The organism is Pedobacter sp. (genome assembly GCF_037719805.1).
Classification (GTDB): Bacteria; Bacteroidota; Bacteroidia; order Sphingobacteriales; family Sphingobacteriaceae; genus Pedobacter.
Genome location: NZ_JBBJLZ010000003.1, coordinates 104,412 through 118,277 on the forward strand (window position 1 = coordinate 104,412; position 13,866 = coordinate 118,277).

Here is a 13,866-nt window from a genome sequence, read left to right on the forward strand (position 1 = left end):
GATCATTGTTGTAGAATAAAAGATCCTTTATTTGTAATTTTTTTCACCAGCAATGTTTGCACTGATAAGTTAAGATAAATGAAGGCATAATGTTTATATTTTGTCTTCGCTACTCTTAAATTTACAGCTAAAAGAAAAGGATATAGATAGGGGATCCCTTCGTTTCCTGAAACTGCTAAGAATTTTATCTAGCAACTAACATGTTATTTTAAGTACTAACGACATTCAGCCCAGCCACTTCAAAAAAGATTAGCGATCACTCTAATGCTTTATCAAGTTGATTTTTCAGACTACCAGACAATCCACCCAGGCGCATTGCATTGTTGTTAATAATCTTACCATCTTTGCCAATAAGTACGTAGTGTGGTACTGCACTCACGTTATAAGCTTTACAAACCTCATATAAGATCCCCCTTTCCGCTACCAGGTTTACACCGGTCATCTCTAAATATTTCATTTTATCTTTCCATCTATCACCTTTTTCATCTACACAGATGTTAAGAAAAACTACGTCTTTGCTTTGATACTTATCATGAACCGTCTTTCCATATTCACGGATATCTGCAATGCAAGGACCGCAATACACGCCCCAGAAATCAATGTAGACAACCTTACCAGCAAAATCCTTCAATGATACAGTCTTATTGTTCTGATCTTTCAGACTGAACTGGGGCGCTGGTTTTCCGGGTGCAAGTCGACTTACTGCATTGTAATAATTTCTAAGTGTGTCAACGTATTTAGAATTGGAGTAGGTTGCTAAGAACTGTTCATATAATTCTTTAGAATTATTAAAGTCATAGTGCCCAAAACCAAAAATGATTGCCTTGGTAAGATACCATTCCCTTATCGAAGGAAGTTCTATGAAAAGCTCACCGGCAAGGAAATCTTGCTTTCCTGGATTGAAGCTGTAAGCATCTTCCTGATCAGTAAAATAATAACTTGAAAAGGGTTTGTAAAAGCGGACACGATTAAATACAAACTCTCGGTAGGTCGGTGAAAGCTTGAAAATTTCTTCGGACATCTTCCGATAATCTATACCTTTTGCGCCATATTGCCTTACATCATCGAAAGTAACATTCAATTTAAGGCTGAACTGTTCCAACTTTTTGATCTTAGACAACATGCTTATGTGCTCAAAATAAGTATCATAAAGTGGCTTCATGTCCTTGAAAGGATGCTTTGCAATAATTCCCATACTTACATTGTACGAGTTGTTGATCATTAGACATTTCACAGAATCCGTCAGGTCTTTGTTGTACAAACTCTCCTGAAGTTTAAGCATTCTTTGCCTTGTCTTTTCGTAGAGTTCTTTTGCTAGCGCAAGGTCCTGACGATAAGTGATGTTTGGACTACTCAGCTCAAATGTTTTTTGAAAGTTTTTATGATCCCAATTTAGGACTAGTGTATCGCCAGCGGAAGCAGAAATTGTAATCGCATCGTTGTTCAGGTAAAGATAAATATCCTGTACGCCTTCGATAGCTATATTCTCCTTAAAATTGCCTTCCTTATCAACTTTGATAGACTTCATCTCATCCTCCATGAAACTTGTCATTAGGAACTCGAAAAAGTCAGCATCAAAATTCTTTACATTCCCTTTGATGGTAAAATGGCCTTGCCCTAGAGCAAACGAACATAGCGTGCTGAAGAGCAGAATTACGCTTAATAGATATTTCATAAGTTTTTAATTGTAGGTATACTAATTTCATCCTTTACTTAGCAGGTCACGTATCTTCTCCCGGTTTTGCCTGGAAATCGGAATCTTCGTCTGGTCATTGAGCAGTAGGGTACCACCGTCCTCCTTTAGATAGCTTTTTACAAAGTTCAGATTTACAAGATGTGACTGATGGGTTCTGGCAAATCCATGAGGTTCCAGCAATTCCACGAAGTCCTTCAAAGTTTTGCAGACTAAAATCTGTTCTAAACTCTCCAGAAAGAACTTTGTGTAATTGTTATCAGCCTCGCACCTGATAATGGTGTTCACCTTCACGTAAATAATCTCATTGAGCAGAGGCAGCGCGATCTTCGGTGATTCACGTTGGCCAGTCTTCATATAGTCAAGCAGATTATCGATGCTGTAGTTTCTCTTCTTCGACACAATCTTTTCCTTTGCCCTTGCCGTTGCATGCCTGAACTCGGCGATATTGATGGGCTTGAGCAAGTAATCTAAGGCAGAGAATTTAATAGCCTGGATACCGTATTGATCATAAGCTGTGATAAATATTACTTCGAAATTGATGGAGGTAAAACTCCTTAGCAGATCAAATCCGGAGGCCTCTGGCATCTGAATGTCCAGAAAGATCAGATCTGGTTGATGCGCTTTAATTTTGATACTGCCGTCAGCTGCATCGAACGAAGTTGCGACAACCTCAAAATCCGGACAATAGGTACTGATGATGCTTTGCAGGTTCTCTACATTATTAGGCTCATCATCAATTATAATACAGCTTATTCTCATTGCCTCCAATTTACGATATCCAATTCATAAGCGTAATTGTTATTCTGGTGCCGCTACCATCCGACTGGACATCTAATTTCGCAGGCTGCTGTTTGTAGACTTCATTTAACAATTGTAAGCGCTCTTCGCTAAGCCTTAAACCATATGATCCATTGGAATTCATCGTATCGTTTTGCTTAAAACCGGGACCATTATCTGTAATTGAAAATACCAGATCGTTTCCTTGTATCTGAATGGAGACGTTGATGAGGCCATTTTCCCTTAGGTTAGAAATACCATGTTTGATCCCATTTTCAACAAAAGGCTGCAGCAACATCGGAGGCACCTCTATATTCGCGGCATTTACATCAGCGCCCAGCTCCAGCTTGTATTTGAAATTGAAACGTAACTGTTCCATTTGCAGGTAATCATCTAAGATCTTGATTTCGTCTTCAAGACTAATAAGATCGCGGTCGCCGGTGTTTAATACTTTTCGCGTTAAGTCGGCGAAATGGCTTAGGTAATGATTAGCACCTTCCATATCATGTTTATTGACCAAATTCTGGATAGAAGTGAGTGCATTGAACATAAAATGTGGGTTGAGTTGTGCCCGGATAGATCTCAGTTTCAAATTGGTATTCTGCCTCGCTTGTGCAGACAATGCCAGTCTCACCTTCGTCCGGCGACGGTAAAACCAGAATAGCAATCCGACAGCGACTATGGCGGCTATTAAATAGGGTAGGGCTTGCCTTAAGGAGGCTCGTTTTTCTAAAGAGGGCAGGGGCTGTACGGTAAAGGGAATTCTTAACACCTGATCTTCCGGCCAATACCCAAGTCTGGCATTACGCTGTATGATCAATTCATATTTTCCCGCCTGATTGAAATGCCGGCTATCTATGTCAATGTAATTTCCTAAGAAATTGTTCAATAAGTAGTTCTCCACATACGCGGTGTCAATCCGATCACCAGTGTTTTTAATCATATAGATAGCGTAAGGTATGGTTAAATGACTTTTGAGACTCAGCCGTAGGTTTGATACACTGCCTACCGGAAACTTAAAATCTAACGGCAAGCCTGTCTTTTTATCGAATTGAGTAGCATATCCTTTGTTCAATCCAAGATGGTTGATGTTGAAGTATTCGATGCGATCGGTACCGTTATAAGGCAGTTCAACCAATAGTTCGGTAGTAACCGGCTTAGAATCATTGCGCCAGTCGAACACAACGCCATCACTAATTTTAAACTCTTTGATATTCTGCACTTCTACCAATAGCTGCTTACCTGGAGCTTTGAATTTCCCTATAAAACCATAAGGCTCCTTCGCACCATAATTCTGCGATAAGGGTATCGGAGACCAGCGAACCCTTTCTACAGTATCGTCTTCAATCACACGGTAGCGATAGTCCTTAACATTTTGCTTCGTAATTCCGAGTGCAACCAATATGGCGCTTGAAGTGTCCTTTATGATATAGCTTTGGTAGATCTTTGATAAAACAGTGATCCCTGCACCATAATAATCAGTAAGGCTGTCAGTTAATTTAACGCCCAGGATGATGGGACTTACTGGTGTCACTTTTACGTGAACCCCAGAAGGGCGTCTTAGATAATTCAGGGCACTATAGATTCTGGTATCTTCGGCGGAGTAGGTAACAGGCCCCCGGGTATTCATTCTGATATCGGTTGAGATAAAGTTGAAATAGATGTTCTTCCCGAAGTAAAGTTTCTCCTCTTTTTGTGAGAAGACTGCTGTTGATATCGTGGTTGCCAATAATAAAAGTAGTCCGGTTATCTTTCTCATTTGGGGCAGATCAACTATTTAATCAGCGTTTTCAGTTTGTTTGCAAGCGCTTCGCCTCTTAAGTCCATTGCGATGATCTTCCCCATTGGATCAATTAGAAAGCTGGTGGGGTAACTCGTAATCTTATAGCCGCTGATCTCTGTGCCTTTAGTCTTGGTTTTGATATTAGGCCAAACCAGGTTACCTTCTTTACTCAGTCGCGATGTAACGGCGGTATCAAGCTCCTCTAAGACGCCAATGATCTCGAACTTGTTTCTATCGTACCTCTGGTATACTTCTTTTAGATAAGGGAACTCCGCAATGCAGGGGCCGCAGTAAGTGCTCCAGAAGTCGACAAATACATACTTGCCTTTGAGATCTGCTGTAGAGATCATGGGCATATTAGTTTTATTGGAATCAAGAAAGTTATACCCTTTAATGATAGGTGCCAGATAACCCACCTGAGTGGAGAATGACTTCGGAGTTAGGGAAAGGTCGTTTCCATTGTCGACGGTCAGCGTAATCTCGCTTCCATTCTTTTCATAGCCTGTAAACCGCAGATCTTTATTACCAGTTGGGATGAACTGATTCAAGGCTACTTTAGCTTCTGGCTTAGCAGGATCAAAGTTAGGCGCATCCTTCATTACAAAAATATTTTTTCCTCCCAGTCCAACTCCATCGGCACAGACGAAATAAGACTGACCTTGATAAGTGAACCTTGAGTATCTGAATTCTGGAAATGCGAATGCAATGTCTATCTTATCCGTTCCGTTATTGGTCCTATTCTCAGCAATCGGCCGCACTAGAATGTTTTCCTGTTGTATTTTCTGATTGTATAGGTATTCAGTTAAGATTTCAACTGCCCCCTCTTCGTAGTTGCGACTGCGCTTAAGACCGGGCATTAGTACGTCATCAGCAAAATCCAAATTACCATTCTTATCAATGATGTAAACGATTTCTTTTTCGGTATTATACCCGGCCAACAAGGAGATTCCGCACTTGATTGCCTTCCTTGATAGCTTTAGGGTATCTGCAAGATTCCATTCCCGTTTCCGGGCATTGTCAAAGAAGAAGTCTTTGCTGTAAGTTCCCGCACAGTAGGTTTGATAATTAAATTGAAAATCATTTAGTGAATAGAAGTAATGTACCACATTCCGGAGTCCCGTAGGCTCGTTTATAATCTTCGGATACCCATTGGTTCTCTCGTCGCCGTTACTTGGGTCAAAACTGCCAGTTCCGATGGACACATTACCTGACGGTCCGATACCAGGTATCTTTTGTAGGTTCAGCGTGAATGATGTTTTCTGAATCTTTTTCTGGGGAATTCTAATTTTAGCTGGATCCTGCGCATAAACGAAAGAATTAACTATTAATAATATTGCAGCGAATATTACTAGTGATCGTGTTGATTTAGACATGAGGTTTAATTTAGTTAAGCTTGGATACAAAGATGTGATACTTAGTAAGATGTACCAACTCACAGTTAGCATTTAACCATTACCGATGAGAATTTGGATTTTTATATTCAACAATACAAATTTTATTTGCTAAAAGCTGTTTTAGAACTATTGAAATCAATGAGAGCTCTATTTCGTTGTGTTTATATAACTCGAATATTTACTATGTAATCTAAAAAGTCTCCATCTAAATTGATAGATAGAGACTCTTACTATTTCTTCAACCCCTTCCGAGTTTCAAAATAGCAACCAAAATATAAACATATGCCATACCTGATGGCCAATACAAGTTTCTACTATGGATATGATATAGTGTTAGTTTTTTATGAAATAAAATTCTTCTAGTCAGTTTCCAACTCTTGTAAGCTTCCCGTAAAATCAGACCATTCAAAAGTAGAATTTAGCTGCTAATATCTAGCAACAAATCAGCTGGCGTTTTAAAGCCTAGTGCTTTGTGTGGCCTATGATTATTGTAATCATACATCCATTCTTCAGCTTTTTCTCTTACTTCGTCCAGTGTTCTGAATATGTAAGCATTCAATAATTCCCTACGCATACTCCCGTTAAATCGTTCCACATATGCATTTTGAGTTGGTTTACCGGGTTGAATAAATATCAAGGTAATCTTTTTCTCATTACACCAATCCCCTAGCTTATCTGAAATGAATTCTGGACCGTTGTCGACTCTAATCATGCTTGGTAGACCTCTATACTGCTCTAACGCTTCCAATGCTCTTACAACCCTATGAGCTGGTAACGACAGATCAGGCTCGATGCACAAGATTTCCCTGTTATAATCATCTACTATGTTCAGTACTCGAAATTTCCTTCCGTCCCATAAGCTGTCGCTCATAAAATCGATTGACCATACCTGGTTGATGGCTTCAGGAGTAGACAGAATTTGTTTTACTCTGGCGGGAAGTCGTTTTCTTGCTCGCCGTCTTATATTCAATTTCATAGCAGTATAAACCCTGTATACCCGTTTATGATTCCAAAGAAAGCCTTTGCGTCTCAATCTGTGGTAACATTTCCAAAACCCAATAACAGCATGCTTTTCAACGAGCACTTTCAGCTCATCAATAATCTCATCATCATCTTTCTGCTTATGAATATAGAAACAACTACTTCGAGGAACGTTTACACATAAACACGCCTGACGATGGCTGATTTTCTTGACCATTTCTTCCACCAGCCCGCGTTTTTCATCAGACGTTAACGCTTTTTTTCTACAGCTTCTTTAAAAGTTTCATGTACCAGACTCAGATTTGCATACATTTTTTTAAGCCGGGCGTTTTCATCTTCCAGCTCCTTTATCCTTTTCAGTTCGTTAACTTCCAGACCACCATAACGCTGACGCCACTTGTAGAAGGATGCAGTGCTTACACCTAAATCACGGCATAGCTCATTAACATTCCTACCATTTTCATGTTCCTTGATTGCTTTGACAATCTGAGTCTCCGTAAATCTTGACTTTTTCATATTACACATTTAAAGTTAAAAATTCTTTTTATCGCCCGCGCTACGCTTGGTCGAGAATTCTACTTTTAAATGGTCAGCTTTTAGGGAAGCTTACAGTTATTAAAAATCATATTCGACTATATTACAAGTGGATTTAATACCAAATCATCGTTAACACCATATCTTGTTTTTTTGCGTAAATGCAGTATTCTTTCAAGCGGAAAGTATTAGGCTCGTGGTCAGTGTAGTTAAACCAGTCCTCGGCAAATAGATCATTCTGCGGAGTTGAGTATTCCGTGCCATTTTTATAAAACTCAGCAGTTACGGAAACATTTGGAAGAGAGCGATTGATTGATTTTAGGTATTTAAACAGAAAATTATCACTCTGCCAACGCCAGCTTATCTTTGCATTTCTACTGCAAATAACCATTATTGGAACTTGATCGCTTTGGACGTAACGAAGTAAAAATGCGGTAGCACTAACGTTGTATTTGGCAGTAATGAAGTTTATAAGCTCTGGTCCAAATGCCCGATTGTAGCAATCGAATTTAATCCTGTCCTCTGGCATCAATAAACAGCTGGCAAAATAATCAGCTTCTTTTTCAACTATATTTTCTGACTGGAAGTTAGTATAGGAAGGGTGAGAGGGTGTCAAACCGGCCTCAAGTGCAAGCCGATGCTCGTCTATAAAATAATGTCCAAGCTCATGGGCGAAGGTAAATCTTGATCGGGCACTCCCTTGCGCTGATTTGTCTAAATTCATATATATATGAAATTCTCCACTGAGATGCTCCAGCATACCGTCAAAATAATCTTCGTAATTATTGTAGTTAAATGTAAGTCCAGTTGCTGTGGCTATAGTCTCTGGTAAAATTGGTAGCTCTGGACAATATAAGTCCGCTACACCACGTGCTAATGATGAAAGGACACGTTTACGGGGAGTTTTTAGTTGGGATGGAGTACTATTTGTTTTTTGATTTATTCCGGTCATCTAACATTTTTTCCTTTAAGGCATCCGTAGGTGTTTTACCCTCGCGGGCAGCTTGGGCCATGTTTTGAGAAATATCTTCATCAACCGGAGTAGATAATGTCCAGTTATTTTCGATACGACCACGTTTTAATATATCATCAGCCGATGGCACTTTAGAAATAGCTGTTCTAATTTCCTTCTTATGGCAGTCTTCAAAACGCTCGATCTCTTCATCAGACATCGGAAACAAATACCCATTGCTTCTAAGAGATTTGATAAACCTGCGTTCAAACGCTGAAAGGTTATCCAAATTTCCTGGTATTAATTTAAAATCACTCATTTCTTCGGTTTTGTTTTTGACAGTAAATAATTAACTTGTTGTTGCACTTTTTCAAGTGCCCGTTTCTTTATCTGCCGTCGGTTAGGTTCTTTAATATTAAAAATAGTATTTATTCTATCAATCACATCTGATGGGATATTTTTGCCATCCTCGCTAAACTGATAACACATCAACAACACCCCTTTCTCCTTTTCATTTAACGTCGTGAGAGCTTGTTCTAATATCTCCTTTTCGTAAGATTCTGCTATAAGCGGTTCCTCATGATCTATTTCCGATTCAAGTACCAGTATATTATCTACAACTGAAAGGTTAGCTTTGGCTTTGATTTTACGAAGTTCTATGTGCAATTCATTTTTTGCAATTCCATAAAGCCATCTTTTAATGTCATTATCCACATTTTCAGGCTCTTTATGGGTAGTCTTAAACTGAGCTGCCTTAAGATAAGCGTTCAATAGCGCGTTATTAAAAATAACTTCAGCTAACCCGTCGTATAAGCCATCAAAAGGTTGACAGGCTTTTTCACAAGCTACCATAAACGTTGTAGAAAATCTTTCATAAAATACATTGAATGCCAGGTTCGCCACCGCCGGTTCGTCTTCATTCATTCCCATGTATTCCATGATGGTAAGAGTTGATTCCTTACGCAAGTCATTTAAAGACACAAATGAAGAAGCGTCACCCATTAGTGATTCGGTTTAGTATATATGATTCCGTGACAAGATACAGCTTTGTCACACTTTTTCATATACCTAAATAAAAGAGAACTATGACTTTATATTATTTCATTTATACTCCTGGCTGTATTCATCTTCTTTGGCGATGGATGGATCGGTAATAAGACAGTGAATAATACCATGCACGAATTGGCGGTTGGTGCATTTGGAGCATTGCTCGGGATGGCCATCAACAGCATCATTAATTTAAGAACTAAGCTTTGGGTTTGCTTCTGTGCAAGCACCATCTACCGGTACCGCCACATTAGGATTTCTGCGGCATATATCTTTAAGATCCATGTTGATGGTAAGTACCTTTTGGTAAAAGGCCGGAACATAAATCAGCTCCAACCTGTTGGAGGTGTTTACAAGCGCCTGCCAGATTCCTCTAAATTTTTCCAAGACTTGGAAATTTTGGATGACCAGCAAATACCAATTTGCGATACTACAAGGCATGATTTGAGAATTCGCGTTAAAGGCAGCCGGGTACATAAGTTTTTGCAATGGTTTGATTCAAATCAAGATCGGGAAATATCGCACTGGCGTGAATTCTGTGAAGAATTAATCATCACCAATATTTTAACTGCCAGTATCTTTCCGCATATCAATTATAAGCTTCTGCATAGAAACCCGCTATACATCCATTACTCAAACTTTTATGGCTGCCCGGAGATACTAATCCATGAAGTGTATGAGCTGCTACCTAACCCGGCTCAACTCGCTGAGTTAAAACAGCTCATGCAGGCAGAGCAACCAACGTCTGATTTTCACTGGGTAACTGAGGATGCGATCAAAAGGCTGGGGTATCTGCCAGATAATACCAAACCATTTGCGATTGCAGAACATGCAACTTCCCTATTTGAAAAAGAATTTAAAATAAAATAATATGAACAATATATATATACCACAGACATTTAATCAGCAGTTGGACGACTTGTTGAATCGTATAGCCGAGAAATTGCAACTTGATGATACAAGACGTACATCGGCTGAAAGGAGTTATAACGCGGTTTCAGAATGGATAGAAGCGGATAGCGGTTTTTTTAAAGATATGCCGTTTGAAATTTATCCTCAAGGGTCTTACCGAATCGGTACTAATGTAAAGCCCCTACAAGGTGAAGAGTTTGATTTGGACATTGTTATTCACATGACAATACCGTACGAGAAGTTCGACCCATTAAAGGTATTAAATGAGCTGGAGCGAAGACTAAGAGAACATGGGCAATATAAAACAATGCTAAAGAGAAAGAACAGGTGTATAAGAATAGTCTATGCTAACCTCTTCCACATTGATATACTACCGGGGTTTCAGAAGTCAGCTTTAGATCAAAATCGTATTGTAGTTCCTGATCGTTCATTAAAAGACTGGACACCCAGCAACCCAAAAGGTTATGCAGATTGGTTCCAGTCAAAATATATCAGGCAAGAACAATTGTTACTGGAAAAGGCACTACGTGCCGAGGATCTGCCCGAGCAGATACCATACCATTTGATGCAGCCGTTGCAAAGGGCAGTACAGCTTATCAAACGCTATAGGGACGTATATTTTAAATACAGGCCGGAACTGGCAACCTCAAGCATAATTTTGACCACCATTGCAGGGCTGTACTATAATGGTGAACAATCTGAATACGAAGCCATAAGGGGAATTGTAAACAGAGCTAATGATGCAGCCACACAATTAAACGGCCAAGTATTACGCATAGTAAACCCAGCAAACGCTAACGAGGTTTTCTCAGATAAATGGGTTAAGGAGCCTGAGCTCTACTATAGCTTTATCCGGTTTATGGCGGATTTCAAGAAGCTATGGGACAAGATTAAGAGTACGAAAGGTATACACGGCACAGTCGATATTCTTAAAGAGATGTTTGGTGAAACTACCAGTACAAATTCTCTTGTGGAACAGTCGGACTATATTATGAAGGCACGTAGCAGTAATCAGTTGGGAGTTGCAAAAATTAGCGGTTTGATAACCGGCGTTAGCGCTGCATCAACAATCGTTAAACCAAACAACTTTTATGGCAGCTGATTTTAAAGGCACAAAGAACCTCACAGCTATGCAACAGTACCTCGATTTCAAACGGAACCTGCCTGCCTGGAAAGCCCAGGTACAGGCAAATGGCTTCACTGCAAAATCAGTAATTCAGCCAACTCCGCTGAGCGCCTTATATAGCGTTAGAATTACATATCAACAGGACTGGGCCCCTGTCATCAGGGTGTTAAACGGGCAACTAAAACCACGTGTGGCTAACGGCAAAATCAGGCATACATATGATAATGGATCATTGTGCCTTTATTATCCAAAAGCGAGAGAATGGACACCAAAAGACCTAATTTCAGAAACTATTGTACCCTGGATCTCTGTGTGGTTATATTATTACGAGATATGGCATGCAACAGGCCTATGGCTGGGTGGCGGCATAGAACATTAGGCATCTGAAAGGAAAACCATGGCTATTACTCCCATCATCTACTATTCTCTATCTGGAGTATTATATAAAGTACCAATACTGTAAATAGTAAAAACTGTCTCAGAAAATCAAAGGTAACTAACTGTTTTTCTTTTAGCTGTTTTGCAATTTCCAATAATTAGTTAGGGATATATTGATATCATTATACATTTATACCTTTATATCAGTCGTGATAAGGCTACTATATCAGAACAAAGAAAGATCCTGTCTCAGAAAACGAAGATTCATTTGTTAACCGATTTCAAAGTTTAAAACCCCACCTTATATTGGTTAAGAGCTACCTATAACAACAAATTAAGGCTAACAGTCATGGAACAGATAGAAGAAACACCCAGAGAACAGGAAAATGATGAAATAGTATTTGACTATAAATTCAAACAAACGGTTCACCGAGCTTTAAAAATAGTGAGAGTTAAGTAAAAAGCTATATATGAGACTTATATTATAAAACGTAAGCATTTTATCTTAGTACTAAGTCGATAAGCGTGCCAAATTATGAATAGTGGATAATTTACCAAACGGCTAACGTGTTGTAGAATTATATCGGATATGATTATATTCACAATAACTTAAATATTATTACAAAATGAGTGACCCTATATTCACACTTAAAGTCATTACTGAAGGTGGCGAACAGCAAATCAAGGTGACAAACAATAAGCCTCTATTCGTTCTAGGAGCAAATGGTGTTGGAAAATCAACATTGATGCAAAACCTATATATGCAATATAAAGAGGTTGCTAAAAGAATCATTGCACATCGTCAAGGATGGTTCACTTCTAATGGTATAGCAGTGACATCAAGTCAAAAAGTCTTGAATGAAGGATATATTAAAAATGCAGATAATACGCCTGAATCAAGGTATAAGGATGACTACTCGGTACAACGTACTGATATATCGATTTTTGATTTAGTATCCGCAGAAAATCAAAGATCAAGAACCATAGCAGAAGCGGCTGATTCGGGAGATTTAAATTTAGTTGCAGAACTCTCTAGTAATCAAGGGGCTATTAATTCTATAAATGAACTATTGTCTGCTTCAAATATTAATGTAAAAATAAAACTAGAACAAGGAGACTTACTTTTTGCTTCAAAAAACGGATCAGCTCCTTATAGTGTCGCAAAACTTTCAGACGGTGAGCGCAATGCCCTATTAATATGCGCAGACATAATGACTGCACCAGCAGGCACCATATTCATTATTGATGAACCAGAAAGGCACCTTCATCGATCAATTATTTCGCCGCTATTAACATCATTATTTCAAAAAAGACCTGATTGTTCTTTTGTTATTTCTACTCATGATATAACGTTGCCCGTAGACCAGACTAGCGCAAGCGTTTTACTAGTTAGAGGTTGCGAATGGCAAGGTAACACTATCAAAAGTTGGAATATAGATCTAATTGAAGATACTAGTTTAATCCCTGATAACATCAAGTTAGATATCCTAGGTGCAAAACAAAAGATGCTATTTGTAGAAGGAGATAACAAAAGTCTTGATAAACAAATCTATCAATTAATATATCCGGAAGTCAGTGTAATATCTATGAATGACAGTAGTTCAGTAGAGAAAGCTGTAACTGGAATCAGAAAGACTTCAGACCTGCACTGGATATCAGCCTATGGGCTGGTAGACGCCGACGACAGAACTGACAGTCAAATAAGTGCACTCAATTCTAAAGGAATTGCTGCAACACAATGTTATTCTGTTGAATCCTTATATTACCACACAGATACTATTAAAAGAGTAGCATCTGCTCTTTCAATAGTATCAGGTGAAGATGAGAATATTATATATGAAAAGGCTACAGCAAAGGTAATTAACTCAATTAATATTCATAGAACCCGAATGTGTGCTAGACTTTGTGAAAAACAGGCCCGGTTAATGGCAATGACCAATCTTCCCGATCATAACGACATTGCCAGCGGAGCAGCCAAACATAATGTAGAGATAGATTTAGCAAAGCTTCTTCAAGAAGAAACATCCAAATTTGATAAACTTGTTGCAAATGGTGATATTAATGGACTGATTAGTAGGTACCCTATCAGGGAAACTGGTATCATTAAAGAAATAATTGAGGGTCTAGGAATTAAAAAAGACAGATATGAAAGTATGGTCAGAACGTCTATTCTAAAAGACGACACTAAAAATTTTTACAGGAACTTATTAAAACCGTTAACAAATCTTATTGAAAAGAAAACTCACTCCGTCATTAACGAGGCTATATAGATCTTTGATCTTAGTC

Annotated in this window: 12 protein-coding genes; 4 read left to right on the forward strand and 8 right to left on the reverse strand. The window is 38.8% G+C overall.

All coding sequences use genetic code 11. The annotated features are described in order from the left end of the window. Nucleotides 1-256: 256 nt before the first annotated feature. The 8 genes from WKF66_RS10050 to WKF66_RS10085 all read right to left on the reverse strand — a co-directional run bounded on the left by WKF66_RS10050 (nt 257) and on the right by WKF66_RS10085 (nt 9,119). Nucleotides 257-1,675 carry a TlpA family protein disulfide reductase gene (locus WKF66_RS10050; protein WP_489674315.1) on the reverse strand — a complete coding sequence of 473 codons (1,419 nt, stop codon included), beginning with the start codon at nt 1,673-1,675 and terminating at the stop codon, nt 257-259. A 27-nt stretch (nt 1,676-1,702) separates the two neighbouring features. Next, complete coding sequence (locus WKF66_RS10055; RefSeq protein WP_489674316.1) at nt 1,703-2,455, reverse strand: LytR/AlgR family response regulator transcription factor; 753 nt, start codon at nt 2,453-2,455, stop codon at nt 1,703-1,705. A gap of 10 nt (nt 2,456-2,465) precedes the next feature. Further along, entirely contained in the window at nt 2,466-4,232 is a 1,767-nt protein-coding gene (locus WKF66_RS10060) for a sensor histidine kinase (protein WP_489674317.1), read from the reverse strand. A 14-nt stretch (nt 4,233-4,246) separates the two neighbouring features. Beyond that, nucleotides 4,247-5,629, reverse strand: a complete 1,383-nt coding sequence (locus tag WKF66_RS10065) for a TlpA family protein disulfide reductase (RefSeq protein ID WP_489674318.1) — start codon at nt 5,627-5,629, stop codon at nt 4,247-4,249. A gap of 439 nt (nt 5,630-6,068) precedes the next feature. Then, a protein-coding gene (locus WKF66_RS10070) for an IS3 family transposase (RefSeq protein WP_489672741.1) occupies nt 6,069-7,147 on the reverse strand; the annotation gives its coding sequence in 2 pieces (ribosomal slippage) (nt 6,069-6,886 and nt 6,886-7,147; 1,080 coding nt in all). 133 nt (nt 7,148-7,280) lie between these two features. Further along, nucleotides 7,281-8,117 carry an ImmA/IrrE family metallo-endopeptidase gene (locus WKF66_RS10075; protein ID WP_489674319.1) on the reverse strand — a complete coding sequence of 279 codons (837 nt, stop codon included), beginning with the start codon at nt 8,115-8,117 and terminating at the stop codon, nt 7,281-7,283. Then, on the reverse strand, nt 8,089-8,436 hold the full coding sequence (locus WKF66_RS10080) for a hypothetical protein (protein ID WP_489674320.1): 348 nt from the start codon (nt 8,434-8,436) through the stop codon (nt 8,089-8,091). The genes WKF66_RS10075 and WKF66_RS10080 overlap by 29 nt, the downstream gene beginning before the upstream one ends. Next, nucleotides 8,433-9,119: a sigma-70 family RNA polymerase sigma factor gene (locus tag WKF66_RS10085; RefSeq protein WP_489674321.1), complete on the reverse strand. Its 687-nt coding sequence runs from the start codon at nt 9,117-9,119 to the stop codon at nt 8,433-8,435. Before WKF66_RS10085 ends, WKF66_RS10080 begins: the two co-directional genes overlap by 4 nt. 171 nt (nt 9,120-9,290) lie before the next feature. On the opposite strand from WKF66_RS10085, the gene WKF66_RS10090 reads away from it, so the two are divergent. The 4 genes from WKF66_RS10090 to WKF66_RS10105 all read left to right on the forward strand — a co-directional run bounded on the left by WKF66_RS10090 (nt 9,291) and on the right by WKF66_RS10105 (nt 13,850). Next, nucleotides 9,291-10,034 (forward strand): SMODS-associated NUDIX domain-containing protein, encoded by a 744-nt coding sequence (locus WKF66_RS10090; protein ID WP_489674322.1) that lies wholly within the window; start codon nt 9,291-9,293, stop codon nt 10,032-10,034. A gap of 1 nt (nt 10,035) precedes the next feature. After that, nucleotides 10,036-11,178, forward strand: coding sequence for a nucleotidyltransferase domain-containing protein (locus tag WKF66_RS10095; protein ID WP_489674323.1), 1,143 nt, complete (start codon nt 10,036-10,038; stop codon nt 11,176-11,178). After that, on the forward strand, nt 11,168-11,581 hold the full coding sequence (locus WKF66_RS10100) for a type II CBASS E2 protein (RefSeq protein ID WP_489674324.1): 414 nt from the start codon (nt 11,168-11,170) through the stop codon (nt 11,579-11,581). The genes WKF66_RS10095 and WKF66_RS10100 overlap by 11 nt, the downstream gene beginning before the upstream one ends. 625 nt (nt 11,582-12,206) lie before the next feature. Next, nucleotides 12,207-13,850: an AAA family ATPase gene (locus WKF66_RS10105; protein ID WP_489674325.1), complete on the forward strand. Its 1,644-nt coding sequence runs from the start codon at nt 12,207-12,209 to the stop codon at nt 13,848-13,850. The last annotated feature ends 16 nt before the right edge of the window (nt 13,851-13,866 follow it).